Genomic DNA, 26,204 nt, shown 5'->3' on the forward strand with positions numbered 1-26,204 from the left:
CGAGTTTGAGCTGCGCGGGCGGGTTGTTCCTCCCTCGCTAGCCGCAGCCGCCGGAGCGCCCATGCAAGACGTCGGATTCGCCGTTGGCACAGGCCGTTGCGGGACGAAATTCCTGGCCGAAGTGTTCGCCCGCGATCCCTCGGTGGCGTCGCATCACGAGCGGCACGCCTTCAGCGACACCTTCCACCGCTACTGCCGCTGGTACGGCATCGATGCGGACGAGGCCGGCTTCGTCGCGACCAAGCGCAGCGCCATAGAGCAGGACCTGCGCACCCACCTCTATTCATTCGAGGCAAGCGCGTTTCTTTCGCTGTCGCTCAACGTCCTGCACGAAAAACTCGGCGCCAACGTCGTCGCCATGGTGCGGCGCCCGGACAAGGTGGTGGCGAGCTATCTGCGCAAAGGCTGGTACGCCTCCGAACCGCATCTCGATGATCCCGATAAGCCGCCGACGATGCAGGACGTGACGATGCCGCACCACTTTCTCGGCCGCACGATGCCGCGTGGGGCGGAGTTCGCGCGCTGGTCGAGGCTGACACGGGTCGGCAAGCTCGCCTGGTACTGGAGCACGCTCAACCGCGCGCTGCTCGAGCAGGCCGAGAAGCTGCCGCGCGGTGCGGTCTTGGTGCAGAAGCTCGAAGAGCTCGACTATGCCCGCTTCCGCCAAGTAGCCGACTTCCTCGATGCGCCGCAGAACGTGACCGAGACCGAGTTCACGTTGGTGCGGACGCGGCGTCCCAACGCGTCGGAGGCGATGCGCACGCCGCATGTCTGGACCGAGGTGGAGCGGCGCGAATTCGAAGCGGAAGTGCGCGAGGTCGCCGAAAGCTTCGGCTATCGATGGCGGATCGAGGAGCTGACGCGCGAGCCGCCGCCGCGGGCGGCGAACCCGTCGCTGCTGAAGCAGGCGCGGCATGTGCTGGGCGACGTGCTGCCGTGGGCGCGCCCGGAACGCGCGCACGAGCAGCGGCCAAATTAGCGATCACTCTCCCCGCGGCGCGGGCACGTGAACGCCGCCGACCGGGCGCTCACTCAGGGTTTCGCGGCGACAGCGGAAGAGTTCGGCCGGGCGGCCGCCGGCGCTCGTGTCGAACTGGCCTGCGCCTTCGACCAGGCCCGTGCGGTCCAAAAGCCGGCGGAAGTTCTGCTTGTGCAGCTCGAGCCCGGAGATGGCTTCGACCAGACGCTGCAGATGCAGCAGCGTGAAGAGTTCGGGCGCGAGTTCGAAGATGACCGGCCGATATTTGATCTTGGCGCGCAGGCGCCCGATCGCCGTGGCGAGAATGCGGCGGTGGTCGGAAACCATTGGCTCGCCCAGGCCGGGCGTCGGCGTCATTGCCGGCGACTTCTCGCCGTCGAAGCGGACGCGGTCGCGCGCAGCTTCGGGTGCGAGCCCCGCTTCATAGAGAAGCTCGTAACGTTCGAGCGCGCGCTCTTCGTTCCAGACTGCGCCGTCGAGCGCGAAGGCGAGGCGTGCGCGACTTCGACGCTGAGCGGCGACGTCGGCGTCGCTCGCGCTCTGCGCCCAGGCTTTGAGCTGCGGGGCAATGAGTTCGTCGATGACGGGCGGGCGGCCGTCGCGCCAGTCCTCCCAGGGAAAGAAGTCGTACCACGTGCGCCAGCGGGCGCCGGCGCGGTCGAGCACGGCGCGTGAGGGCGTGAGCGCGAGATAGGAGATCGAGATGACGCGGTCGGGACTCGATTCGATCTCCGCCAGGGGTGTTTCGCGGCCGCGGTCGCCGAAAGTGTAGAGCTGTTCGACGTAGCCGATGTCGAACCCGGTTTGCTCATGCACCCAGCCGCGCAGCGAAAGCTCGAGCGTGCGGTCGCCGGCCGGATCGAATGGGCCGAACGGAAGACCTGAGACCCCGCCGTTCGCTTCGCGCGTGACGACCACGAACGGCGCCTCCTCCGTGACCGCGACGATCACGGCGGAAAGGCCGATGACGACGCGCGGCGTCTGGCTCATCGTGGATACAGCGAGGCGAGCGCAAACGGCTGCGCTTCGCCGATCTCGAGCCAGGTCGCGCCGCGGCCGATCGCTTCGATGGCGCGCGACATGCGGCCCGAGCGGCCGAGTTCGGCGTCGGCGAGAGCGACGAAGCGGCGGTTGGGGCTTGCTGTGGGCGAGGCGGCGCGCAGCGCAAGCGCGATCGCTTCTTCATCGGCGCCCGGATTCTGGACGCAGGCGGTGATGAAGGCGGTGGCGGTGGAGCGCGAGATGCCGGCGTAGCAGTGAACCAGGATCGGATCGCTCCGGTCCCAGCCGCCGACGAAGTCGAGGATGGCGCGGATGCGCTCGTCGCAGCAAGCGTCGAGGCCTTCGGTCTCTGCCTCGATGTCATGCACCGAGAGACGCAAATGCCGCGTCTGGTCGAATCCGGCAAGCGCCGGGAACGCCGTACCGGGATCGAGCAGGCTCACGATATGTGACGGCTTCTGCTCGCGCGCCACGTCGGGCACGCGGGAGAGGGGGCAGACGATGATGGTCATGTGCGCGCGAGTTTACGCCGGATCGATCAGCGAGCGGAAGCGCTTGAGAAAGGCCTCCTGCACCTGGGCCGTGGCCTGCGGCTTCAATTTGAGCGCGAGCCCGCGCGGCGGCGCCCCGAAATAGCGCTTCGCTTCGGCTTCGCTGAATCCGGCAAGCTGCGTGGCCTCGAAATAAGCGCAGATGATATCGGCGCGCTTGATCACGCCCTTTACCGCCGCCGGCATGTGCGCCGGCAGGCCGAAGCGAAGGTGGATCGCGGACTCGAGCTTGGCCTCGAACGCCTTGTAGTCGAGCCCGAGCGCTGCCTTGAACGGGCTGATCATGTCGCCGATGACGTATTCGGGCGCATCGTGCAGCAGCGCCATCAGCCGGCGCTTCTTGTCCCATTCGGGCGCGAGCTTGCGGCAAATCTCTTCGACCACGAGCGAGTGTTGGGCGACCGAGAAGGCGTGTTCGCCGACCGTCTGCCCGTTCCAACGGGCGACGCGGGCGAGGCCGTGGGCGATATCTTCGATCTCAACATCGAGCGGCGAGGGATCGAGCAGGTCCAGGCGCCGGCCGGACAGCATACGCTGCCATGCACGGGGGGCGTCAGCTTTCGGTGCAGGTGATCGCGCCATCGAATCTCACACTAGAGGGTCCAAAGCGACCCGCGAAGCGAGTTCACGCCACGGACGCCGCCGCACTATGTTCTGTCGCGACCGCCGATCTTGGCGAGCGAGAAGGGCCAGCATGACCGCACCTACCCCGCGCGAGGTTTTCCTGCAGTTAGTCCATGGCGTCGCGAAGGCCGTGTCCGACGGCGATGCTTCGCCTCTCCCGGCGCTCTATGCAGAGTCAACGGATGTGAGTCATCCTATGCACCCCGCCCGAATTCCACCGCTGACCAGCCGCGCCGATCTTGCGCGGCACTTCGGCGTCGGCAGGGCCGGCTATGTGCCTACGGTGCGCTTCCAGCCCGAGGCGATCGTCGTGCATGAAACGGCGGACCCCGAAGTCATCGTGGCCGAGTTCGAATACCGGGGCGAGGTCCTTGCCACTGGCGAGCCGTTCGCCGTCCCATGCGTGTTCGTTATGCGTGTTCGCGCTGGGCTCATCGTCGAGTCCCGCGACTACATTGATCACGTCGCCTTCGCCAGGGCTCGCGGCACGTTGGGTGACCTGCTCGCCTCCGCTCGTCCGACCGGTTGACGCCAATGGCAAGCCGGCGGGTTGCGCTGAACGAAACGCAGACTGGCCCACGCGGGCGCAGCGGCGACGGCGTCGTGGACTCGGCTCACACCGTCCAACATCGCGCCGCCTTCGTCGGCAATCCGCCGGCGAAGAGAGCGAGCGCGGCGAAGAGCTGTTTCATCGAGCAGAGACCTCGTTTGGCGCGGCTTCAAGCGCGGCGCGATAGCGGCGGCTGCCGGCGACGGTGCGGCCGCTATCGAGCGTGATCTCGATGTCGCCGGACGGCGTCGGTTTGACCGCGGCGATGCGGCCCCGGTTGACAATGCGGGCGCGGTGGACGCGGACGAAGCCGCGGCCGGCGAGGCGCGCCTCCCAGGCCGCGAGCGTGCCGCGGACGAGATGGGTGCGGCCGGCGGTGTGGAATTCGACGTAATTGCCCGCGGCCTCCAGCAGCAGCAGCTCGGCCGGGGCGAGGAAGACGGCGCTCGCGCCGTCGCGGATCTCGATCCGGGCGTCGCCGGCCTGGGGCGCGGGCGGCCGCTCGGTGCGGCGCTGGAACCACCAATAGACGGCCCCGATGGCGGCGTAGATGAGGACGTCCTTTCGCCACTCGTAGATGAAGGTGCCGAGCACGCCATCTTCGTCGAAGAAGCCGTAGTGGGCGCCGACGGCCCAATAGGCGGTCTCGCGCAGGGCAAAGATCGCCGCGACGTGGAGCGCCGAAAATGGCAGCGTGAGCCCGAAGTGGATCGCGCCGGTGCGGAGGAGGTTCTCTTCGCGCGGCGGCCAGCGACGGATGGCGAGGCCGATCAGCGGCGCGAGGGCGACGATGGTGAGCGCGCTGGTGACCTCCCAGAGCACAGGCTCGGCCCAGTGGATGTCGGCTTCGGAGCGCCGGATTTCAGTCAGGTCGGAGCTGGCGGTGACAAAGGCGACAGCCACGGCGACAAGCACGACGACGCCCCAGGGCCCCAGCCGGGCCACGCCGCTCGTCCCGTTTTGGCCGCCGTTCGCCACCCGAGGCTCCCCGTTCGTCCCGGCAGGCCGCCGGGCGCGGCGCCAAACTAGCGGCCGCGGCCGGGCGGCGGAAGAAGCGGCGCGAAATTGGAGACGAACCGCCCCATGACCGACCGCCGCTACGACCTCGACTGGCTCCGCATCGTCGCCTTCGGGCTGCTCATTCTCTACCACGTGGGGATGTTTTACGTGACCTGGGACTGGCACGTGAAATCGAGCCGGGCGTCGGAGGCGATCGAGCCGCTGATGCTGCTCAGCAATCCCTGGCGGCTCACTTTGCTCTTCCTGATCTCCGGCGCGGCGACCCGGTTCATGGCCGACAAGCTGAGCGCCTGGAAGCTGACGAGTTCGCGGATGGGCCGGCTCTGGCCGCCGCTTCTGCTGGCCGTGTTCGTGATCGTGCCGCCGCAGAGCTACTATGAAATCGTTGAGGCGCTGCAAGCGATGCCGCCGGCGGAGGCGGCGCGCTATCCGCTGACGCTCGACAATTTCTATCTGAAATACGTCACCGCCTCCGGCGCCTGGTGCGACGCCGATGGCTGCCTGACGACGCCGACCTACAACCACATGTGGTTCGTCGCCTACCTCATCCTCTACACGCTGGCGCTCGTTCCGCTTCTGCCCCTGTTGCGCCGCATCCCGAAGGCGGTCGGTCTGCTGATCGCCGGTCCGCTTCTTATTGTTACGCCATGGCTGATCATGGCGGCGCTGCGCGTCACGCTGTTTCCGATCTTCGGCGAGAGCCACGACTTCCGCGAGGACTGGTACCTGCACGCGCTCTATTTCGGCGTCTTCCTGTTCGGCTTCGCCATCGCCAAGCACGAACCATTTTTCGAGGCCTGCGTGCGTTGGCGCTGGGCGGCGTTGGCGATTGCGCTGACGTGCTGGGCGGCGCTCATTGTGTATTTCAACGCGCACCCGGACGGCGTCGCGCCAGCGGAATGGCTGCGCATGCTCATGCGGGCGGTGCGCGAACTCGACGCCTGGTGCGCGATCGTCGCCGCCATCGGCTTTGCGCATCGGCATCTCAAAGAAGCGGACGGCCCGGTGCGGCGGCTGCTGACGCAAGCGATCTTCCCGTTCTATCTGATCCACCAGACCATCATCGTCGCCGCCGGCCATCACCTTGATGCGCTCGCGCTGCCGCTCTGGATCGAGGCGCCGCTGCTGATCGGGACGACCGCGCTCGGCTGCTGGATTTTCTTCGATCTGGGGCGGCGTGTTCCCGCTTTGCGCGTATGGATCGGTTTGCCCTCGAAGGCCGGTCCCACGCATGGTAGATTTAAGGACACCACAACTGGGGAGGCGAGGCAGCCTTCAGGCGGGTGAAGCCCGCCGGTCGCGGAGCGTGCGATGTTCTTTTGGTTCCTGGTCGCAGTCGCCGTCGTCGTGGGGCTGACGCTGCTCGGGGCCTTCATCGCCCGCGGCGATCCAGGCTGGAACGACGACGGCCCGTTTCACTAACGCCGGTGCAAGTCTTTCGCTTGCCAGGCGCGCGATCCGGCGCATGATTGTTTCGGCATGGGAGCGACCTACCTGATCCGCCGCGCGGTTCCGCGCGATTGCGACGCTATCGCCAAGCTGGCTGGCGCGGCGGCGTCGGAAGCGGGCGGCGTCTCGGCGCTCGAGAGCGACCGGATCAGGGCGCACGGCTTCGGCCCCAATGCGCTGTTCGAGGCCTGGGTCGCGCAGGCGAAGGCCAACGCTCCGATCATCGCCCACGCGATGGTGACGAAGAGCTATGACGTCCGCCGCGCTTGCCCGACGCTGGTGCTGTGCGAACTCTACGTAGTTCCGGAACATCGCCGCGGCGGCCTCGCGCGCAAGATGATGTCTGCGATCGCTCGGCGCGGTCGCGATCTTGGCGCGCGGGAGTTGGCGATCACGACCGGGGTCGATAATGAAGTCGCCCAACGCTTCTTCGCGGCGATCGGCGCGCAACCGCGTCAGGCGGCCGTGTTCATGATGTCGGCCGACGGCATCGAATGGTTGGCCGCGGAAGGTTTGTAAGAGGGAATAGGGAGTTGGGAGTAGGGAATAGGGGAACGATGGTGTCGCTCGAACAGCGCGCCCTATTCCCTACTCCCCATTCCCTACTCCCCAACAAAAGGGGACTGGAATGATCGCGAAACCGTTGCTCAAGGCGGCCGCGTCGTGGATCGCCATCGCGGCTTTCGCCGCGGCGTGCGCGACGCCGCCCGGACAAACCGGGGCGCAAGGGCCGGCCACGGTCCAACAGGCGCAGGAATACGTGCAGGCGGCCGAGGCCGAATTGACCGAGAAGTACGAGTACGCCGGCCGCATCGCCTGGGTCTACAACACCAACATCAATTACGACACCGAATGGCTGCTGCAGCGCTCAGACGCCGACATCACTGAAACGCTGGTGCGGCTCGCGAGCGGGGCGGCGCGCTACGACAATCTCGACTTGCCGGCGGACACCGCGCGCAAGATTGATCTGTTGCGCCTGAGCCTCGTGCTGCCGGCGCCGCAGACGCCGGGCGCGGCCGATCAGCTGTCGCAGATCACGACCCGGCTGGCGTCGATCTATTCGACCGGCAAGATCGACTACCAAGGCGAAGAAACGACGCTCGACGAGCTCGAGACGTTGATGGGCACGGAGCGCAATCCGGCGCGGCTCGAAGAGATGTGGACCGAATGGCACGCCGTCGCCGCGCCGATGCGCAATGATTATGCGCAGATGGTCGAGATCGCCAACCAGGGCGCGCGCGATCTGGGCTTCGCCGACGTCGGGCAGATGTGGCTGTCGAACTACGACATGCCGCCGGACCAGATGGAGGCGGAAGTCGAGCGGCTGTGGGGTCAGATGCAGCCGTTCTATGAGCAGCTGCATTGCTACGTGCGCGGCCGGCTGAACGATCATTACGGCGATGCGGTGCAGCCGGAGACGGGCCCGATCCGCGCCGACATTCTCGGCAATATGTGGGCGCAGGATTGGTCGGCCTTGATGCCGATCGTCGCGCCGCGCGGCCAGCGCACCTACGACACGACGCAGCTGTTGACGCGCGCGCGCTACAACGAGCGGCAGATGGTGGAGACGGCCGAGCGCTTCTACACCTCGCTCGGCCTCGCCGAGCTCCCGGACACATTCTGGGAGCGCTCGCTGTTCGTGCGCCCGGAAGACCGTGACGTCGTCTGCCACGCGTCGGCCTGGGACATCGACAATGTCGAAGATCTGCGCATCAAGCAGTGCATCCAAATCAATGCCGAGCACTTCCAGACCGTGCATCACGAGCTGGGACACAACTATTATCAGCGCGCCTATAACCAGCAGCCGCTGCTGTTCCGCAATGGCGCGCATGACGGCTTCCACGAAGCGATCGGCGACTTCATCGCCCTCAACATCACGCCGGAATATCTGGTCGAGATCGGGCTCTTGCGCCGCAATCAAGTGCCGCCGGCTTCGGCGGATACGCGGCTGCTGCTGGAGCAGGCGCTCGGCAAGATTTCGTTCCTGCCGTTCGCGCTGACGGTCGATCAATGGCGCTGGCAGGTGTTCGACGGCCGCGTGACGCCGGAGAATTACAACGCCGCCTGGTGGCAGCTGCGCGAGCGCTATCAGGGCATTCGCCCGCCGAACGCGCGGGACGAAACCATGTTCGATCCGGGCGCCAAGTATCACATCGCCAACAACGTGCCGTACCTGCGCTACTTCCTCTCGTACGTGCTGCAGTTCCAGTTCTACGAAGCGGCGTGTCAGCAAGCCGGCTGGGAAGGGCCGCTGCACCGCTGCACCGTGTACGGCAACCGCGAAGTGGGCGAGCGCTTCAACCGCATGCTGGAAATGGGCCAGTCGCGCCCGTGGCCGGACGCGCTCGAAGCGTTCACCGGCACGCGGCAGATGGATGGCGGCTCGATGGTCCGCTACTTCCAACCGCTGATGACGTGGATGGAAGAGCAGAACCGCGGGCAGCAGTGCGGCTGGTAAGCGGGCTCAGGCCAACGGCACAGGGATTAGGGGCGAGCGGCAGCTCGCCCCTTTTTCGTGTCGAGCCTACGTCGCGCTAAAGCCAGACTTGACCGCGAGTACACTTGTGTGACGTTCGGCACAGTGAAACACGTCGAACCGGGGCAGAGGTCTCCACCGGAGGACGGCATGGCTCGTTACAACAACATTCTCGAAACCGTCGGCCGCACGCCGGTCGTGCGGATCAATCGCTTGGCGCCCGAGGGGGTGAACCTCTGGGTCAAGGTCGAGGCGTTCAACCCGCTCGGCTCGGTGAAGGACCGCCTCGCGCTCGGCGTCATCGAAGCGGCGGAAAAATCCGGCGAGCTGAAGCCCGGCCAAACCGTGGTCGAGATGACCAGCGGCAACACCGGCATCGGCCTCGCCATGGTGTGCGCCGCCAAGGGCTATCCCTGCGTGCTCGTCATGCCGGAGAGCTTCAGCGTCGAGCGGCGCAAGCTGATGCGCTTCCTCGGCGCCAAAGTCGTGCTGACGCCGGCGGCGCTGCGGGCGACGGGCGCCGTCGAAAAGACGATCGAGTTGGCGAAGACGCACGGCTGGTTCATGACGCGCCAGTTCGAGAACCCGGCCAACGCCGAGTATCACGAGCGCACTACGGCGCGGGAGATCATCGAAGATTTCCGCGGCGACCGGCTCGACTATTTCGTCACCGGCTACGGCACCGGCGGCACGTTGAACGGCGTCGCCCGCGTGCTCACGCGGGAATCGCCGCAGACCAAGATCGTCGTCTGCGAGCCCGTCGATGCGCCGATGCTGTCGAGCGGCGCGCCGCAGGAGCGCAACGCCGACGGCACGCCCGCGGCGGGGCATCCGGCCTGGAAGCCGCACCCGATGCAAGGCTGGGCGCCGGACTTCATCCCGAAGCTCACCGGCGAAGTGGACCTCTCCAAGGTGCACAAGATCCTGACTGTCGCCACCCCGGACGCAATGCGCTGCAGCCAGGAATTGGCGGCCAAGGAGGGCGTTTTCGTCGGCATCACGTCGGGCGCGACCTTTGCTGGCGCGCTGGAGATCGCCCGTCAGGCCGAGCGCGGCGCCAACATCCTCGCCATGCTGCCGGACACGGGCGAGCGCTATCTTTCGACGCCGCTGTTCGCAGACGTGGCTGCCGACATGACCGACGAAGAACAGCGCATCTTCCGCTCCACGCCGTTCGGGCTGAGCTGAAGCGCTACTGCGTCGAGCAGGTGGCGTTCTGGACTTGGCAGGACGCGCCGCCATAGTTGCGGCATGCTGCGAGAGCGTTGACGCTTGCTTCCGCGGCGGTGGCGCCGCCGTCCGCCGCCCAGGCGCCGTCCGGGCTGATGGCGATGGCGGCGCAGGAATTGCGGACGTACAACACGCTGCGGCAGTCGGCGTATCCGCACGTGCTGACCGCCGTGCTCTCAGCCTCGGCTTGCGACGCCGCATTCCAGGCCGCGCCCCACGTAAGCGTGGACTCGGAGATCGCGTAGGCGGCGTAGGTTTCGTAGACCTCAGGTGCGCCAGCTTCGGAAGAGTACGGCTCTACGGGCGCTTCCACCGTTACGTAGGGATCGGTGTAAGGCTCCGAGAGAGAGGGCGAGGTTTCTTCGATCGGATAATAGGTTTGATCGAGATAGCCGGACCCCGGCAGCAACGAACTCATGCCGCCATACCCGACCGTCGCCAGCAAGCCGGCGCCGGCGGCGCCGGTGCCGACAAAGCCGATCAACAGCAACGCGCCCACCGCGCCGGCGGAGAGGCCGCCGCCGGCATGTGAGGTCTCGGCCGAACGCATCAGCCGCCATGTTCCGCCGGCGGTCTGAAAGCTCGGGTTCATCGCCGCGAATTGATCGAACGCCGCGGGAAAGCGCCTCTCGGCGAACGTGATCAGATCGAAATAGCGCGCCAGCGTGTGCGGCAGGGGCAATGAGAGCCGCGCCAGAAACGCGAACAGTGAACCTTTCACCCGCTTGTATTGCATCACGATGCCGGCGGGATTCACCGAATAGCCGAGCTGACGCCCGACCATCAGCTTGTTCATCGCCGAGACGGCGGTCGAAATGTCGCCGCCGATCGCGGCGAGCGCGACGCGGTCGCCCGTGTAGGCGGTGGCGCGGATGTAGGGATAGATGAACAGATTGAAGATCATCAGCCGCTCGGCCAATGCGATGATCCAGCTCAGCGGACCCATACGCTGCTTGGCGCGGATGCGTCCGACGAAGCGCCCGATGATCCAGCGCAGTTCGTCGTCGGTGACGCCCTGTTCGAGCAATTCGGAATTGATGAAGATGGCGCGGCGCGCGAACAGCATGCTGAAATAGGCGTTAAACTCGCCCTGCTGATAGACGAAGATGTCCACGCGCTTGTCGACGCCGATAGTCTGCTTCGATTCCTCCAGAAGCGCGTTGAGGCGCGGATAATTGTGCTCCGAGACGAGAATGCAGTTGGCCAGGAAGTGCGCGTAGAAGATCTCGAAGCCGAACCAGACGAGGAAGGCGAGCAAGAGCACGTACGCCAAGGCTAAACCAAACGTGACGACCACGACGGCAAGCAGCGCCAATGTGATCGGCAGCGCGAACAGAAGCGCTAACAGGAAGCGCGGATACTCGCGCGGATGGATGCACGCCCGGAATTCGTCGGATCTCATTGCGCCGCCCTCCGCCATCGTTGATGAGCCGTCGTGCGCAGAGCTGGAGAATAGTTGACGAGCGCCGTCGTGTCACCACAAGTTGAACCGGGAGCGGTTCGGCCATGGCGGACGTCTTCATCAGCTACAAGAAAGAAGAAGCGGCGATCGCGCAGCGCGTGATCCGCGCGCTCGAGAGCCAAGGCTTCACGACCTGGTGGGACGATCGCATCGTGCCGGCCGAACAGTGGGACGCGACGATCGAAGGCGAAATCGCCATTTCACGCGTGGTGATGGTGCTCTGGACGAAAGCCTCGGCGAAGTCGCAATGGGTGCGCAGCGAGGCGCAATACGCGCTTGAACACAGAAAGCTTTTGCCGTTGCTGATGGAAGAGTGCTCGCCGCCGCTGGCGTTCAGCCTAGTGCAGGCGATCAACCTTTCGCGCTGGAACGGCGCTGTCGACCATGCGCTCTGGCGCAAGGTGACGGCGTACCTGCACGACATCATGAAGGGCGCGTCGCGCGTGCGCGACGCAGCGCCGGCGCAGAGTGCGCGCGCCGAGGACTGGCGCGGCGGCTTCGGCAAGCACGTGAACGGCGAGCCAATCCTGATCGGCGAAACCGTCACTACAGCGGCGCAAACGGGGACCGTGTTCAAGGACGGCGCCGAGCTCCCGCTCATGTGCGTGATCGGGGCGGGCGGCTTCAACATGGGCTCGGCGCGCGGCGCGCCGGAGAGCCGCGAGAGCGAGTATCCGCAGCGGCGCGTGGATATCGCGAAGTTCGCGATCGGCGTTTATCCGGTGACGTTGGATGAATGGGATGCGGCGCGCCGCGCGGGAGGAGTTTCGTATCAGCCGCACGATCAAGGCTGGGGACGCGGGCGCATGCCGGCGATCAACGTGTCGTGGAATGATGCGCAACTCTATGCGCGTTGGCTCTGCGGCCGCACCGGCGAGCGCTATCGCCTGCCGAGCGAAGCGGAGTGGGAGTATGCGTGCCGCGCCGCCTCGGACGACGCCTTCTCCTTCGACGGCGCGCTGACGCCAGAGACGGCCGCGTTCAAACAGCAACGGTCGGCGCCGGTCGGCTCTTATCCGCCGAACCGTTTCGGGCTTTACGACATGCACGGCAATGTGCGCGAGTGGGTCGAGGATTCCTGGCACGACAATTATGTCGACGCCCCGCGCGACGGCATCCCTTGGACCAGCGGCCACAGCGCCATGCGCGTCGTGCGCGGCGGTTCGTGGCAGGACGAGGCGTGGTTTTTGCGCTCGGCGAGCCGCGGCCGCGCCAGCGCGCCGGACCGCTGCAGCTTCATCGGCTTTCGCGTCGCGCGCGATCTGTCCTAGGCCGCCTTCTGCACGAAGATCGAGCCGGCGCTGTAGCCCGCGCCGAACGAGCAGATGAGGCCCTTGTCGCCGGTTTTGAGATCGTCGCTGTGGAGGTGGAAGGCGATGATCGAGCCGGCGCCGGCGGTGTTGCCGTAAACGTCGAGCACGGTCGGCGCCTCGTCTTGGCTGGCTTCGTGGCCCAGCACGCGCTCGGCGATCAGCCGGTTCATGTTCGAATTGGCCTGGTGCAGCCAAAGCCGGCGCATGTCGGCGGGCTTCAAACCCAGTTCGTGCATGTGCTGCAGGATCATCTCGGAGACCAGCGGCACCACTTCCTTGAACACCTTGCGGCCCTGTTGCGTGATCAGCTTGTCGGGATCGTCGCGGTGGGCTTCGTCGGCGCGGTTGAGGAAGCCGAAATTGTTGCGGATGTTGTTCGAGAACTGGGTCTTCAGCTTCGTGCCGAGAATGGCCCAGGCGCCCTTCGGCGCGATGTCGGCGCGCTCGACCAACACCGCCACGGCGGCGTCGCCGAAAATGAAGTGAGTGTCGCGATCGCGCAGATTGAGGTGCCCGGTGGTCAGCTCCGGGTTCACCACCAGCACCGAGCGCGCATGGCCGGACTTGACGATGTCGTGCGCGTTCTGGATCGCGAACGTGGCCGAGGAGCAGGCGACGTTCATGTCATAGCCGAAACCCGACGCGCCCAGCGCGTTCTGCACTTCGATGGCGAGCGCGGGATAGGGCCGCTGCAAGGAGGAGGCGGTGCAGATGACGGCGCCGACATCGCCCGGATCGCGCCCGGCGCGTTCGAGCGCCTGCTTGCCGGCGTTGACCGAAACTTCCGCCATCAGCGAAAGCTGCTCGTTCGGCCTCTCAGGAATACGCGGAACCATGCGGTTCACATCGAGCGAGCCTTCTTTGTCGAGCATGAAGCGGTGCTTGATGCCCGAGGCCTTCTCGATGAACTCGACGCTCGAGGGCAGCAGCGCCTGGCGCGCGCCGGCGGCGATCTCGTCCGCGTGCTCGGCGTTGTAGCGCTCGACGTAGGCGTTGAAGGAGGCGACCAGTTCGGCGTTGGTGACGGAATCCGACGGCGTCCACAGGCCGGTCGCGGAGATGGCAACGGTCAAGGCGGCTCCCCAACGCGCGCAGCGAAAGCGCTCCGTTCGGCGTTAAACCGGGGGGCCGGAACCGTCAATGAGCCTCGCCAGATGGCTGCCATGTCGGCGCGTAAGCCTGCGTCAGGATTGGCTTTCCTCTACCGTAGGCAGGATCAGCCAAGGCGGCGGCGCCAGCGCTACCGCACGGCCGTCGACACTGACCGGCGCGTCCGCCGCGAGCGCCCGGTCGAGCCGGAGCAGCGCGATCGCGCGCCCTTCCATGCCGGTGCGGACCGTGCCCAGTTCGGCTTCGCCGGCCCGTACGATCGAACCAGGCGCAGGCGGCGCGCCTTCGAACGCGATCGGGCAGAACTTCTTCCGCGTCGTCGCGCGGCGCTTCATGCGGCTGACGTTCTCCTGGCCGATGAAGCAGCCCTTCCTGAAGTCGACGCCGTTCAATTCGTCGAGCAGCGCTTCGCCGGCAAAGACTTCTTCTGCTGCGGCGTCGCGGGCGAGATCGGGAACGCCAAGGGCGATGCGCTTTGCCTCGTACGCCGCGGCGCCGTCAGGCGCATCGCCCGAAGCCGCAATCGCGCGCCAGCCGAGCGCCGGCAAGCGCGGGTCAGGCCGCGCGCCGTCGAACGCCGCCTCGCTCGCCAGCACGCTGTGCTGCGCGCTCACGTCCTCCAGCGTCGCGTTGGCGCGCAGCTTGTACATGGTGAGCCGGCGCATCAGCTCGGCGCCACGCATCGGATCGGCCTCGATCAGCACGCCGCCCTCCGGCGCAGCCCACAGCATCATGTCGGCGACCACCTTGCCTTGCGGGCTGAGCAGGGCGCTGTAAAGCACGCCCGCCGCGTCGAGCTTATCCAGATCCTGCGTCAGGACGTTCTGCAGGAAGCTCCGTGCGTCGGGTCCGGCGGCGCGGATCAGGGTGCGGTCGAGGCGGGCTGGCATGGCGACCACTTGGCCTCGCCCGCCGCCGCCCGCAACCCTTCGCCGGCGTGTTGACTTGGCGTTTACCCGCCGCGGGCCTAACCCCTGCGCCAGATGGCCTCCGTTCTTTTCCTCGCGCCCGCCGATCTCGGCGAGACCGTGCTCGCGACGGGCGCGCTGGCGCACGCGCTGAAGGAAGGCGATGCGCTGACCATCGTCTGCGCCCGGGACGCAGCGCCTTTGTTCCGCGCCGCGCCTGGGCTTGCGGCGCTCTATCCGCTGGCGGCGAACGCTGGCCTCGCCGCGCGCTGGAGCGTGTGGATGCAGCTCGCGCAGAGGCGGTTCGATCTCGTGCTCGACGGGCGCGGCGGCATTGTCGGCAGCGCCTTGCCGGCCCGGCGGCGCGTGGCGCTGAAGCCGGCGGCCATGCTGCGCCATCGGGTCGAGGAGTGGACCGAGGCGCTGGGCGCCGGGCGCAGCTTGGCGCCGGTGCTGTGGCTCGATGACGCCGCGCGCGCGCAGGCGGCGGCGATTGCGCCGGGCGCGGCGCTGCTGGTGTTGGCCCCAGGCGGCGTCAGCCGCGCCAAACGCTGGCCGGCGGAGCGTTTCGCCGCGGTGGCGCGGCGATTGGCGAGCGGGCCGCTGGCGAATGCGCGGGTGGCGGCGCTTGGCGCTGCCGCGCGCGATGCGAGCATCACGCGGGCGATGGTCGCGAGTTTGGACGCTGACGGCGTCGCCGCGCTCGATCTCGGCGAAGGCGTCGATCTGCTCGCCGCCGCCGCCTTGATGGAACGCGCGACGCTCGTCATCGGCAACGACAATGCGCTGAGCCACATCGCCGCCGCCATGGGCGCGCCGACGCTTGCTCTGTTCGGCCCGACCGACGAACGCGTGCGCGCGCCGTTCGGCCCCCGCGTGCGCACGCTGCGCGGGCGGAGTTTTGAAGACATTGCCGCGTCCGGCGCTCTGGACGCCGGCGCAGCCATGGACGATGTCAGCATCGACGCGGTGGAGGCGGGCGCGCTCGATCTGCTGCACGCCGGAGGATTGCGATGACTAAGCTGTTCGATCTCGTGATCCGCAACGGAACCGTGGTCAGCCACGCCGGCGAGGGCGTGGCCACGATTGGCGTCAGGGACGGGCGCATCGTCACCGTCGGCGGCAGCATCGACGACGAGGCCGCCGGCGAGGTGTTCGACGCCACGGGTCTCCACATCCTGCCCGGCGTTATCGACACGCAAGTCCACTTCCGCGAGCCGGGCAATGAGCACAAGGAAGATCTGGAAACCGGCACCCTTGCGGCGGCGCTGGGCGGCGTCACCGCCGTGTTCGAAATGCCCAACACCGCGCCGCCGACCACGAGCGTCGCGGCGCTTGAAGACAAGCTCGCCCGCGCCAAGGGCCGCGCCCATGTCGATCACGCCTTCTATGCCGGCGCGACGCACGAAAACGCCGATCAGCTGGGCGACATCGAGCGCACGCCCGGCTGCTGCGGCGTCAAGACCTTCATGGGCTCCTCGACCGGTTCGCTTCTGGTCGGCGACGACGAAGGGCTCGACCGCATCCTCAAGAACATCAATCGCCGCGGCGCCTTTCACGCCGAGGACGAAGCGCGCCTCAACGAGCGCAAGCCGCTCGCGCGCGAAGGCGATTGGACCAGCCACCCCGAAGTGCGCGATTCCAAAACCGCGCTCATGGCCACCGCGCGCCTGATCGACGCCGCGCGCCGCCACGGCAAGCGCGTGCACGTGCTGCACGTGTCGTCGAAAGAGGAGATGGCGTTCCTCGCCAGCGCCAAGGACGTGGCGACGGTGGAGACGCTGCCGCAATTTCTCACCTTCGAAGCGCCGGGCGTTTATGAGCGGCTCCACGGCTTCGCCCAGATGAACCCGCCGATCCGCTACGCGACGGACCGCTTCGCATTGTGGTCGATCGGCATCGAAGGCGGCGTCGTCGACGTGCTCGGCACCGATCACGCCCCGCACACGCGCGAAGAGAAAGCGCAGCCCTATCCGAAATCGCCCTCCGGCATGCCCGGCGTGCAGACTTTGGTGCCGGTGATGCTGACGCATGTGGCGGAAGGGCGCTTGAGCCTCGCGCGTTTCGTCGATCTCACCAGCCACGGCCCCAACCGCGTCTTCGGCATCGCCAACAAGGGGCGCATCGCCATCGGCTACGACGCCGATTTCACCATCGTCGATCTCAAAGCCCGCCGCACCATCACACATGCGCAGCAAGCCACCCGCGCCGGCTGGACCCCGTTCGACGGCTTCGAAGCCAAAGGCTGGCCGATGGCGACGATCATTCGCGGCAAAGTGGTGATGCGCGACGGCGAGATGGTGACGTCAAGCGCGGGCGAGCCGCTGCGGTTTTTGGAGACGCTGGGGGCGGGGTGAGTACGGGAAGCGTGTATTTGTCCCAAAATGAGCTATAACGCGGCTATGGTACAAACAGCATTCGTCCCCATCGACGACGACGCCCTGCGCGCTTACTCCGCCGGCGCAAGGTCCGCGTTGGACATAAAGAGAGAGTTCAACGCGACCTTTGCAGATATCCTGGTGGGGCTGGCAAAACTCGACTTGCCGTTCCCACGTGCGCCAACGGCAGGCAGGGAAAACGAGATTGCGACGGCGCGGGAATGGCTATTCCCTCATGCCGTCTAACCCGATCAAGATTTTCGTCGCCGACACAGGCCCGCTGATTACGCTCGCGGCGGCGGATTCGCTCGATTACCTGAAGTATCCAGACGCGCCCGTCACCCTTTCGGTGTGTGTCACGCTTTTTTTCCTGTCGTAAGAAGCGCTCGCTACGGCGCTTCTCGCCGGACTGCTCGCCGAAGAGTTCGGGCGAAGTTGTGTACGACCCGCCGTTCCAGGCCGTGATCGCCCTTTCGCGCAGGAGGTTCGCCGCAACGTCCCTTTCGTGGTATACTAGTTACGTGACCACTTCCGTTCGAATCACGCTATGTGCCCTTGGCGTCAGTGGGCTTAGCTTCTTGCTTCAGGGCTGCGAGTCTCCTCATGGCTCCAATCAGGCTGACATCCAAGCACTCAGCGACTCGTTGATCTACGCGACGCGTGAATTCTGCGTTCCCTATGTCGTCGATGGAGTGAGCGAAGCGAGCTTGACTCAACGGCCAGGGGTGTCCGAGCAGCGCTATGTCGTTCACGGGAAAGACGTGATCAGGTACAGGCTAGACTATCCCGGCGCTCCCGAGGTGACGCTCTATCAGGGAGAGTATTGTTCAGTTCGGCTCGAAGTTGAGCAAAGAGGCGATCGGCTAGGGATCACCAACGCATTCAGGCGCGAGCTCCAGCTTAATGGACGCCTGACAAGTCAGCCACACGCACCGGAAATGGCTGGGATACTACGAACGGGTGATCCAAGAGGCGGCAACACAGCCTGCATTCACGCCTCATCGAACGCGCTGATCTCTATTTCAAATCCTCCTCCAGAGTATCCCATCTCGGTCTATGTAGAGTCTAGCCCTGCAATCCTCGCGACAGCGAGCTGCGTTGAAGTCGAGCGACAATCGCCTGGGTCGTTTCGCTGACAGAAGACCAATAGGCATCAGCGAGGCTTGCATCGCCATATATATTGGCGACCATTGCAGTCGATCTATTACACCAGAGATCTCCCGACGAACGTCAGTGGTTCCTCACCGGGCCCGGTCACATAAACTCGGTGGTGGTGCTGGCGGCGGAACTAACGTTCTGAAAGAGTGACACACACTCTTTTCCGGGTGCAGCAGCCACTCCAACCTCAACTCAACGCCGCCCGATAAAGCCGCGCGTCGTCTTCCGTGAAACAGCAGAAGATCACACGCTTCACGCCCGGCGCTTCCGTCAGCGCCTGTTCGCATGCCGCCACCGCAATTGCGCACGCAAACCCGCGCGGCCATTTCAGCCGGCCCGTCCCCAAACACGGAAACGCCATCGACGCGAACCCCTGCAGCTGCGCCAGTTTGATCGCCGACATGTAGCAGCCGGCGAGCGCGGCGATCTTCGCGCCTTCCTCGCCGCCCTCGGCCCATTCCGGCGGCGCGGTGTGGATGATGTGGCGCGCGGGCAGGTTGAAGCCCGGCGTCAGCGTCGCTTCGCCGGGGTCGAGCGCCGGCATGCCGTTCGTGTGCGCGGTGAGGCTGGGGCCGGCGGCCTGGCGGATCGCGGCGTCGAGCGCGCCATTGGGCGAAAGATCCGGCTTGGCCGAATTGACGATGGCGTCGAGGGCCAATGTCTCGATCCGTGCGACCATGATCTCGAACGGCGCCGCCATTGCTCTCCTCTCGACCGCTTCATGAAGCGCGCACAGGCTTTCTCAGCTTAACAGAGGAGGTCATATTTGTCCGGTGAAACCGACGCCCGTCCCCATGCCGCTCTGGCGCCGCCGTCCGCTGACGGCGGGCGAAATCGCGCTCGGCAAAACCGTGTTCGGCGACGATATCGCCTGGGGCGCCGTGAAAGTGCTGCAGGCGCCGTCGCAGCTCGGCTTCGGCGCGATGGTGCCGCGCGGGCGCACCATTGTGTTCTCGCGCTGGCGCGCGGTGGAGGATTTCGCGCAGGCGCCATTGGGCGAGCAGGGCTGGTTCGTGCACGAGCTGATGCACGTCTGGCAGGCGGCGCGCGGCGTCTTCCTCGCCGGCGCCAAACTCAACGCGTTGGGCAAGGGCGCATATTTCTACACCTCCAAGCCCGGCGCGCGCCTCCGCGACTACAACATCGAACGCCAAGCCGAAATCGCGCGCCACCTCTTCCTCGCCCGCAACAACGCCCGCGAACCGGGCATGCCGCCGCGAGCTTGGCTGGAGGAGGTGTGGGCGACGCGGTGAGAAATGCGCGTTGTCAGCCTGTTATCCTGCTCCCCCTCGATGGGGGAGCTGTCAGCGCGCAGCGCTGACTGAGGGGGTGCGGCCCGCGACTCTTGAAGGTGAGCCGCGTGAGGCTTCTTCTTTTCTGCTGGCGCGCGCACCCCCTCCGTCAGCGTGCTTGCGCACGCTGACACCTCCCCCATCGAGGGGGAGGAAGAGGCGCTGGCGCTACGTTTCCTGCTTCAGCGTGAACTCGCCCTTGCGCGCGCGCTCCGGCAGCGTGGCGCAAAAGTCCGCCACCGCTTCTTCGCCGTAGCGGTCCACCATGTCCGCCAGCGCCGCATAGATCGCCACCGACGCCACCACTTCGGGATCGGCGCCGTCGGCCAAAGCCTGCTCCCAGGCGTCGAGGATGAGCGCGAGCGCGCGGGCTTTCTTGTCGGGATCGGTATCGGTCATGTTCAGTTCGCGTGCCGTGCGCTCAGGCCTTGCGCAACGCGCAGGCCGCGTGCGCGCAGCTCGGCCTCCATCTGGCGCGCGGCGTCGTCGCAGCGGTCGAACCGCGCCTCTTCATTGCGATAGCCGCGATTGAAGCCTTCCACCAGCAGCGCGTTGTATTCCGGTTCGCGGCTGATGACGCCGCGCATGTAGTCGCGCCAACGCTGATCGTCGCGCCCCTCGCAGAGGATGCGCAGAAAATGCGAGCCGCCGAGGATTTCGGAGAGCTCGATCAATTGGCCGCTGTACCATTCCTCGCCGCGCTGCGGCGCGAGCGGCTCTGCCGGCAAGGGCTGCGCCTGAGGCTGCGCGGCCGCCGGCGCCGCAATGAATGCGGCCAGCAACACGGCGCAGACGGCTTCGCGAATCCTCATGGCGCGCGCGAGTTAGCCGTCAAACTGGGCGGCAGTGTGGAACTGAATTTCAGCCCGCGTTCACGCCCGGCCGGCGCGCGGCCCAGGGACTGGCTTGTTCCAGTTCGTAAGCGAGTTCCAGCAGCGTCCGCTCCTGGCCCTTAGCGGCCGAGAAGTGGACGCCGATCGGCAGCCCTGTGGACGACCAGCCCAGCGGCACGCTCATCGCCGGCGCCCCGGCGACGTTCTGCAGCGGCGTGTAGCCGACATAATCCATCAAGGTCGCGAACATGGCCATGCCGCCCGCGCCGGAGATCTGCCCCAGCGGGACCGGCGGCTTCGCCAGCACCGGCGTCAGATAGACATCCGCCGTCTCGAACATGGTTGCATATTGCGCCTCCACCTGGCGCAGCCGCATCAGCGCCGCGCGCAACGCCTCCGGCCCGTGCTGACGCGCATGCGCCCCGAGTTCGATCGTCAGCGGCTCCAGCAACGCATCGAGCGGCGCGCCGGGCGCTTGGCTTTGCACCAGCGCCACCACTTCGGCTGCGCCATCGGCCCAGAGCAGAATGAAATCGTCGCTGAATTGGCGCCCGTCGATCGGCGCGCGCTGCGTGCGCACGTCGTGCCCGAGCGAACGGCAAAGCTCCGCCGCCGCTTCCACCGCCGCGCGCACTTCGGGATCGGGGTCGTTGCCGAGCGCATTGGGAATGTCGACGATGATGCGCAGCCGCCGCGTATTCGGCCCAGTCACGACGCCAACCGGCGCAAACGCCGCGCCGGCGCCTGTCGCTTCCGTCGCCGCAAGCCAAGCCGCGGTGTCGCGCACGCTGCGGCTGACGCAGCCATTGACGGAAATTTCGAACGGCTGCGGCCGCCCGGCCGCCACGCTGCGCCCGCGCGAGGGCTTCAGGCCGAACAGGCCGTTGCACGAAGCAGGGATGCGGATCGAGCCGCCGCCGTCGCTCGCATGCGCGATCGGCACGACTCGCGCCGCCACCGCCACCGCCGCGCCGCCGGACGAGCCGCCGCATGAGCGCGTCACGTCCCAGGGATTGCGCGTCTCGCCGCCGAGCAGCGTCTCGGTCGTCGCGGTGAGGCCGAATTCCGGCGTCGTCGACTTGCCGAACGGCACCAGGCCCGCCGCCAGCAGCGCATCCATGTAAGGCGGCTGCTCCTGCGGCACGTAGGTCGCGAACGCGCGGCTGCCGTACTTGGTCGGCTGGCCGACCATCGGCATCAGGTCTTTGATCAAAGTCGGCACGCCCGCGAACGGGCCGGAGAGCGGCTGCGCCGCGCGGGCGCGGCCCAAATCGTAGAGCGGCGTGGCGACGAAATTGAGTTCGCCGTTCACCCGCTCGCTCCGCGCGATGGCGGCTTCGAGCGCTTCGGCCGCACTGATCTCGCCCGCACGGATTCGGCCGGCCACGCCGGTCGCATCGAGATCGCCGAGTGCGTCGGATGGCGCGCAGCAGGGCGGTTCGCCGCGCGTCTGGCACGCGGCCAGCACAGCGGCGGTGGTCGTCATCGCCAGCATGGCGCGGCGCGAAAGCATCGTCATCGGAAGTCTCCCCAGCCCGTAGCGGGCGCAGACTTGCGCACGCCCCCAGTGTCCCGCAAGCGGAAATGCTTGCCTCTGCGTCAGCCTCGCGCCAGACGCATCCGCCATGGCCCGCGTCCGCGCCGATCTTTTACTTGTGTCTCGCGGCCTCGTCGAAAGCCGCGCCAAGGCGCGCGCTGCGATCGAAGCGGGCGGCGTCATCGCCGACGGCGCGCGTGTGGAGAAACCGTCCGAACTCCTGAGCGAAGACGCCGCGCTCGACGTCACGCCGCCGCACCCGTGGGTCTCGCGCGGCGGCGTCAAGCTCGCGGCGGCGCTCGACGCCTTCGGAATCGATCCCGCCGGCCGCATCTGCCTCGACGTCGGCGCCTCCACCGGCGGCTTCACCGACGTGCTGCGCGCGCGCGGCGCCGCGAAAGTCTACGCCATCGACGTCGGCAGCGGCCAGCTGCACCCGAAGCTGCGCGCCGATCCGCGCGTCGTCAGCCTAGAACGCACCGACGCCCGCACGCTCACCCGCGATCTCATCCCCGAACCGCCAAGCCTCATCGTCTGCGATGTGAGCTTCATCGGCGCAGCCAAAGCGCTGGCGACGCCGCTCGCCCTCGCCGCCGAGCAGGCCGACCTCATCGCCCTGATCAAACCGCAATTCGAAGCCGGCCCGCACAAGGCCGCGGTGCTCGACGAAGCCACAGCCCGCGCTGCAGCGGAGCAAGCCGTCGCTGCACTCGACGGCGTCGCCGGCTTTCACCGCATCGCCGTCATCGACTCCCCCATCCGCGGCGGCGACGGCAATCTCGAACTGCTGCTGCACGCGCGCCGAATCTAACTCCTCCCCCGCTTGCGGGGGAGGTCCGAGCGAAGCGAGGGGAGGGGGAAGTCAGGCGCCGCCTGCACCGCCCCCTCAGTCATCGCGCTCTCGCGCGCTGACAGCTCCCCCGTGAACGGGGGAGCAGTATGGGGGAGCATGAAAAAAATCGCCCCGGCGTTTCCACCGGGGCGAGTTCTGCTTTGCGTACGAAGATTCGTACTATGGAGAGGGTTCAGGCTTACTCCGGCCGCCACTGGCCGTCCGGGCCGCGGCAGAGCCAGGCTTCTTCGCGATACTCGCGGCCGCGCCGGTCGCGGGTGACGATTTCGCCCATGCGGCAGTCGCGGTCGTACTCGCCGCCGCCGTAATAGCCGTCGTTCTCGTACGGGCCGCCATAGAGGTCGTCGTCGCCGTACTCGGGATATTGCGCCTGGCCGTAATAGGGGTCGTAGTCGCCTTGCGGCACTTGGTTGCACTGGGCGGTGTTGCGGCCGATCGCGCCGCCGGCGGTCGCGCCGACCACTGCGCCGAGCAGCGCGCCTTCGCCGCGGACGCCGCGGTCGGCCACTTCCCGGCCGAGCAGGGCCCCGACAATGCCGCCCACCACCGCGCCGCCTACGGTGCGGTTGTTGCGCGAAGTCTGGCATTGCTGCTGGTTGGCCACATGCGCGTCATGATAGGTGCGATACTGCTGCGCCGACGCCGGCTGCACGCTCACCAAGGCGGTCGCCATGGCCGCGGCGGCGAGGAAAGCTTGACCTTTCATGATGCGCTCCTGTCTGTCGGGACGCAGAGAAGCAAAATCAGTCTGAACGGCACATGAAGCGTATGAACCGGCTCGCCCGGGGCCGCCCCTATCAGGCGCGGCAAGCCCAGAAAGGGCCTCCGGCCGCGCCCCCGGAGGAGCGCGAACTCACGGTCACGGCCATGGGCGCGCGCGGCGATTCAACCGCCGCGGGCGAAGACGGCGTCATCTACGCCCCATACGCGTTGCCGGGCGAACGGGTGCGGGCGCGGGTCACGGGCGGGCGCGCCGAGCTGATCGAAGTCTTGGAGGCCAGCGCCGAGCGCCAGGACGCGGCCTGCCGCCAATTCGGCCGCTGCGGCGGCTGCCAGCTCCAGCATTGGCGCGAAGCGCCGTACCTGGAATGGAAGCGCGCCCAAGTCGCCGACGCGCTCGCCAAACGCGGGCTCGGCGGCGCCGCGGTCGAACCGACAATAGCCGCCTGGGGGCAGGGCCGCCGCCGCGCCGCCTTCCACGCTGCGCGCCAGAACGGGCAGGTGCGCGTCGGCTTCATCGAACGCGGCGGCGCGCGCCTCACGCCGATCGCGCAATGCCCCGCGCTCGTTCCATCATTGGAAGCGCTGGCGCTGAAGCTCGGCCCGCTGGCGGAGCTCACATTGCCATCGCGCGGCGAGATCACCATGCATTGCCTCGCCACCGACACCGGCATCGATGTCGCCATCAAGGGCGCCGGCCGCGCCGACCTCTTGCACCGAGCCGCGCTCGAATCGCTCAGCGCCATGGCCGAACAGCTCGATCTCGCCCGCCTCTCGATCGACGGCGAGCCGATCGTCGAACGCAAGAAGCCGCTTCTGCGCATGGGCAAAGCGCTCGTCGCGCCGCCGCCCGGCGCATTCCTGCAGCCGACGGCGCTCGGCGAAGAAACCCTCGCCGCGCTCACGCTCGAGGCGCTGCAGGGCGCCTCACGCGTCATCGATCTTTTCTCCGGCATCGGCACGTTCGCACTGCGCATCGCCGAACACGCCGAAGTGCTGGCGGCGGAGTCCGACGCCGAAATGCTCGCCGCCTTGAAGAAAGCCGCCGACGGCGCCGGCGGCGCGCTGAAGGAAGTCACGACGCTCCGCCGCGATCTCCTGCGCACGCCGCTCTCCAGCCTCGAAATGAAGAAGTTCGACGCCGCCGTCATCGATCCGCCGCGCTCCGGCGCGCGCCTGCAGGCCGAACAGATCGCCCGCGCTCCGATCCGCAAGCTCGCTTACGTCTCCTGCGATCCCGCCTCGTTCGCGCGCGACGTCAAAGTGCTGATCGAACACGGCTTCACGCTGACGAAGATCACCCCCGTCGACCAGTTCCGCTGGAGCCCGCACGTCGAAGTCGTCGGAGCAATGGAACGATGAGCGCGGCCCTAAACTCCTCCCCCGCATGCGGGGGAGGTCGCGAGCGAAGCGAGCGGGAGGGGGAAGTGCGCGCGACGCCGCCCAACGCCCCCCTCAGTCTCGCGCTGCGCGCTCGACAGCTCCCCCGCAAGCGGGGGAGCAGGCCATGAGCAAAACCACGCTCCTCGATTATCGCAACTCGCGCCGCAAGCGCGATGCGGACGCCGACGCCAAGCCGCTCGAACCCGGCTATTGGCGCAAGAAAACGCTCACCGAAATGAACGAGCGCGAATGGGAAGCGCTCTGCGACCGCTGCAGCAAATGCTGCGTCATCTCGATCGAGGACGCCGACACCGGCCAGCTCTTCCTCACCGACGTTTCCTGTAAGCTGTTCGACACAAAGACCTGCGGCTGCAGCGACTACGCCAACCGCAAGCAATACGTGCCCGATTGCGTGAAGTTGACGCCGAAGAACGTGCCCAAGCTCGATTGGCTGCCGCGCACGTGCGCCTATCGCTTGGTCAGCGAAGGCAAGGACCTCTATTGGTGGCACCCTTTGATCTCGGGCGACGAAAACACCGTCCACGTCGCCAAGGCCTCCGTCCGCAACAAGACCCGCCCCGAAGGCCGCCTCAAGATGGCCGGCCTCATCAAACGCATCACCCGCTGGCCCACCCCGCTGGAAAAACCGCCGGCGAAATATCGCAAGCCGAAACGGGCGCGGGGGTAGGACGCACTTGCCGCGAGCGGACTTCAGGCAACGCTTAGCTCAATCCTTCATCCCGTTCGCGTGACGCCACTCCGCAGTGCCTGGATCCGGCCCATCTGCACAGCCACATGCCGCGCTGGAGAATACGAAAGCGAACACGTAGACGAGGCCGACAAGGAGCACGACGGCAGCGAAGGCCAGCAGAAACTTCGAGGTCTTCATAACGAGCTTTATAATCCTGTTCGGCTTTCACCGGGAGCGGACTTTCAATCTCCGCGCAATGCGTCGGAGTCGCCATCCCAAAACCGGTTGACTAGACTATCGACGTCCGCCGGCCCCGCCGGCCCACTCGTCAATCTGCCGGAAAGGCCGGGTCCAGCGTGGATAGAGCCGCACTCTATCCTCCGATTTCGCCCGGCGCGTGGAGGTTGGACCGCGGGCCTTCAGGCCCGCTTTGGGCTGATCTATCAAGCAAAAGCGCCATTGCGGGCCTGAAGGCCCGCGCTCCAATCCGGCTAATTTCCGAAAACTTATCCGACCGCGTCCAAGCCGCCGTACAATGCTCCCCGTCTCGCACACGGGAGCTTTCGAAGACGTCCGAAACTTTGAGAGGTGCAAGACACGGTCGGCGGGATTTGCCTTCGGGGAGTGAAACCGAAGGGCCCAGAGCAGCGGAAGCTCTGCCCGCAGCACCGGCGAATTGGGAATG

At 66.8% G+C, this 26,204-nt stretch carries 26 protein-coding genes; 14 read left to right on the forward strand and 12 right to left on the reverse strand.

The genetic code is table 11. From position 1 onward, the window contains the following. The first annotated feature begins 61 nt into the window (after positions 1-61). Positions 62-979 carry a hypothetical protein gene (locus VEA80_RS07440; RefSeq protein ID WP_325060075.1) on the forward strand — a complete coding sequence of 306 codons (918 nt, stop codon included), beginning with the start codon at positions 62-64 and terminating at the stop codon, positions 977-979. 3 nt (positions 980-982) lie between these two features. Here the strand turns inward: VEA80_RS07440 and VEA80_RS07445 are convergent, their stop codons facing one another. From VEA80_RS07445 to VEA80_RS07455, 3 genes are read right to left on the reverse strand one after another with little or no spacing between them, the layout of a single operon-like run. Continuing rightward, positions 983-1,969: an NUDIX hydrolase gene (locus tag VEA80_RS07445; RefSeq protein WP_325060076.1), complete on the reverse strand. Its 987-nt coding sequence runs from the start codon at positions 1,967-1,969 to the stop codon at positions 983-985. Then, positions 1,966-2,493, reverse strand: a complete 528-nt coding sequence (locus VEA80_RS07450; RefSeq protein ID WP_325060077.1) for a hypothetical protein — start codon at positions 2,491-2,493, stop codon at positions 1,966-1,968. The genes VEA80_RS07445 and VEA80_RS07450 overlap by 4 nt, the downstream gene beginning before the upstream one ends. A gap of 12 nt (positions 2,494-2,505) precedes the next feature. Beyond that, a complete protein-coding gene (locus tag VEA80_RS07455) occupies positions 2,506-3,063 on the reverse strand; it encodes an HD family hydrolase (protein WP_325060078.1) in 558 nt (185 codons plus the stop codon). Positions 3,064-3,226: 163 nt separating this feature from the next. On the opposite strand from VEA80_RS07455, the gene VEA80_RS07460 reads away from it, so the two are divergent. After that, positions 3,227-3,685, forward strand: a complete 459-nt coding sequence (locus tag VEA80_RS07460; RefSeq protein WP_325060079.1) for a nuclear transport factor 2 family protein — start codon at positions 3,227-3,229, stop codon at positions 3,683-3,685. A 159-nt stretch (positions 3,686-3,844) separates the two neighbouring features. Here the strand turns inward: VEA80_RS07460 and VEA80_RS07465 are convergent, their stop codons facing one another. Next, a complete protein-coding gene (locus tag VEA80_RS07465; RefSeq protein ID WP_325060080.1) occupies positions 3,845-4,684 on the reverse strand; it encodes a LytTR family DNA-binding domain-containing protein in 840 nt (279 codons plus the stop codon). 105 nt (positions 4,685-4,789) lie between these two features. Between VEA80_RS07465 and VEA80_RS07470 the strand changes: the two genes are divergently transcribed. The 4 genes from VEA80_RS07470 (at position 4,790) to cysK (ending at position 9,839) form a co-directional block, all read left to right on the forward strand. Continuing rightward, complete coding sequence (locus VEA80_RS07470; RefSeq protein WP_325060081.1) at positions 4,790-6,013, forward strand: acyltransferase; 1,224 nt, start codon at positions 4,790-4,792, stop codon at positions 6,011-6,013. A 192-nt stretch (positions 6,014-6,205) separates the two neighbouring features. Next, entirely contained in the window at positions 6,206-6,694 is a 489-nt protein-coding gene (locus VEA80_RS07475) for a GNAT family N-acetyltransferase (protein ID WP_325060082.1), read from the forward strand. Between the two features lie 109 nt (positions 6,695-6,803). Next, positions 6,804-8,633, forward strand: coding sequence for a M2 family metallopeptidase (locus VEA80_RS07480; RefSeq protein ID WP_325060083.1), 1,830 nt, complete (start codon positions 6,804-6,806; stop codon positions 8,631-8,633). A 168-nt stretch (positions 8,634-8,801) separates the two neighbouring features. After that, on the forward strand, positions 8,802-9,839 hold the full coding sequence (gene cysK / locus VEA80_RS07485) for a cysteine synthase A (RefSeq protein ID WP_325060084.1): 1,038 nt from the start codon (positions 8,802-8,804) through the stop codon (positions 9,837-9,839). A 4-nt stretch (positions 9,840-9,843) separates the two neighbouring features. On the opposite strand, the gene VEA80_RS07490 is transcribed toward cysK, so the two are convergent. Then, complete coding sequence (locus VEA80_RS07490) at positions 9,844-11,283, reverse strand: DUF4189 domain-containing protein (protein ID WP_325060085.1); 1,440 nt, start codon at positions 11,281-11,283, stop codon at positions 9,844-9,846. Positions 11,284-11,387: 104 nt separating this feature from the next. On the opposite strand from VEA80_RS07490, the gene VEA80_RS07495 reads away from it, so the two are divergent. Beyond that, positions 11,388-12,614, forward strand: a complete 1,227-nt coding sequence (locus VEA80_RS07495; protein WP_325060086.1) for an SUMF1/EgtB/PvdO family nonheme iron enzyme — start codon at positions 11,388-11,390, stop codon at positions 12,612-12,614. Here VEA80_RS07495 and VEA80_RS07500 read toward each other — a convergent pair. After that, positions 12,611-13,729: a beta-ketoacyl-ACP synthase III gene (locus VEA80_RS07500; RefSeq protein WP_325060087.1), complete on the reverse strand. Its 1,119-nt coding sequence runs from the start codon at positions 13,727-13,729 to the stop codon at positions 12,611-12,613. The genes VEA80_RS07495 and VEA80_RS07500 overlap by 4 nt on opposite strands. 111 nt (positions 13,730-13,840) lie before the next feature. After that, entirely contained in the window at positions 13,841-14,656 is an 816-nt protein-coding gene (locus VEA80_RS07505) for a hypothetical protein (protein ID WP_325060088.1), read from the reverse strand. Between the two features lie 93 nt (positions 14,657-14,749). Here VEA80_RS07505 and VEA80_RS07510 point away from each other — a divergent pair, with 93 nt between their 5' ends. The 3 genes from VEA80_RS07510 (at position 14,750) to VEA80_RS07520 (ending at position 17,431) form a co-directional block, all read left to right on the forward strand. Further along, positions 14,750-15,691: a glycosyltransferase family 9 protein gene (locus VEA80_RS07510; RefSeq protein ID WP_325060089.1), complete on the forward strand. Its 942-nt coding sequence runs from the start codon at positions 14,750-14,752 to the stop codon at positions 15,689-15,691. Further along, positions 15,688-17,031, forward strand: coding sequence for a dihydroorotase (locus tag VEA80_RS07515; protein WP_325060090.1), 1,344 nt, complete (start codon positions 15,688-15,690; stop codon positions 17,029-17,031). The genes VEA80_RS07510 and VEA80_RS07515 overlap by 4 nt, the downstream gene beginning before the upstream one ends. A gap of 256 nt (positions 17,032-17,287) precedes the next feature. Beyond that, positions 17,288-17,431, forward strand: a complete 144-nt coding sequence (locus tag VEA80_RS07520) for a hypothetical protein (protein ID WP_325060091.1) — start codon at positions 17,288-17,290, stop codon at positions 17,429-17,431. Positions 17,432-18,397: 966 nt separating this feature from the next. Here VEA80_RS07520 and VEA80_RS07525 read toward each other — a convergent pair. Beyond that, positions 18,398-18,910, reverse strand: a complete 513-nt coding sequence (locus VEA80_RS07525) for a macro domain-containing protein (RefSeq protein ID WP_325060092.1) — start codon at positions 18,908-18,910, stop codon at positions 18,398-18,400. 73 nt (positions 18,911-18,983) lie between these two features. Here VEA80_RS07525 and VEA80_RS07530 point away from each other — a divergent pair, with 73 nt between their 5' ends. Beyond that, positions 18,984-19,463, forward strand: coding sequence for a hypothetical protein (locus tag VEA80_RS07530; RefSeq protein ID WP_325060093.1), 480 nt, complete (start codon positions 18,984-18,986; stop codon positions 19,461-19,463). A gap of 207 nt (positions 19,464-19,670) precedes the next feature. Here VEA80_RS07530 and VEA80_RS07535 read toward each other — a convergent pair whose 3' ends face one another. From VEA80_RS07535 to VEA80_RS07545, 3 genes are read right to left on the reverse strand one after another with little or no spacing between them, the layout of a single operon-like run. Beyond that, positions 19,671-19,901 (reverse strand): hypothetical protein, encoded by a 231-nt coding sequence (locus tag VEA80_RS07535; protein WP_325060094.1) that lies wholly within the window; start codon positions 19,899-19,901, stop codon positions 19,671-19,673. A 2-nt stretch (positions 19,902-19,903) separates the two neighbouring features. Next, positions 19,904-20,314: a TIGR02301 family protein gene (locus tag VEA80_RS07540; RefSeq protein ID WP_325060095.1), complete on the reverse strand. Its 411-nt coding sequence runs from the start codon at positions 20,312-20,314 to the stop codon at positions 19,904-19,906. A 49-nt stretch (positions 20,315-20,363) separates the two neighbouring features. Next, positions 20,364-21,854: an amidase gene (locus tag VEA80_RS07545; RefSeq protein ID WP_325060096.1), complete on the reverse strand. Its 1,491-nt coding sequence runs from the start codon at positions 21,852-21,854 to the stop codon at positions 20,364-20,366. A 106-nt stretch (positions 21,855-21,960) separates the two neighbouring features. Between VEA80_RS07545 and VEA80_RS07550 the strand changes: the two genes are divergently transcribed. Beyond that, complete coding sequence (locus tag VEA80_RS07550) at positions 21,961-22,683, forward strand: TlyA family RNA methyltransferase (RefSeq protein ID WP_325060097.1); 723 nt, start codon at positions 21,961-21,963, stop codon at positions 22,681-22,683. 220 nt (positions 22,684-22,903) lie between these two features. Here VEA80_RS07550 and VEA80_RS07555 read toward each other — a convergent pair whose 3' ends face one another. Beyond that, positions 22,904-23,431 (reverse strand): YMGG-like glycine zipper-containing protein, encoded by a 528-nt coding sequence (locus VEA80_RS07555; RefSeq protein WP_325060098.1) that lies wholly within the window; start codon positions 23,429-23,431, stop codon positions 22,904-22,906. A 53-nt stretch (positions 23,432-23,484) separates the two neighbouring features. On the opposite strand from VEA80_RS07555, the gene VEA80_RS07560 reads away from it, so the two are divergent. Together VEA80_RS07560 and VEA80_RS07565 are read left to right on the forward strand one after the other, a co-directional pair. After that, positions 23,485-24,807, forward strand: a complete 1,323-nt coding sequence (locus VEA80_RS07560; RefSeq protein WP_325060099.1) for a class I SAM-dependent RNA methyltransferase — start codon at positions 23,485-23,487, stop codon at positions 24,805-24,807. Between the two features lie 145 nt (positions 24,808-24,952). After that, a complete protein-coding gene (locus VEA80_RS07565; RefSeq protein WP_325060100.1) occupies positions 24,953-25,516 on the forward strand; it encodes a YcgN family cysteine cluster protein in 564 nt (187 codons plus the stop codon). Positions 25,517-26,204 lie beyond the last annotated feature (688 nt).

It is taken from the genome of Vitreimonas sp., assembly GCF_035627415.1.
Classification (GTDB): domain Bacteria; phylum Pseudomonadota; class Alphaproteobacteria; order Caulobacterales; family Aquidulcibacteraceae; genus Vitreimonas.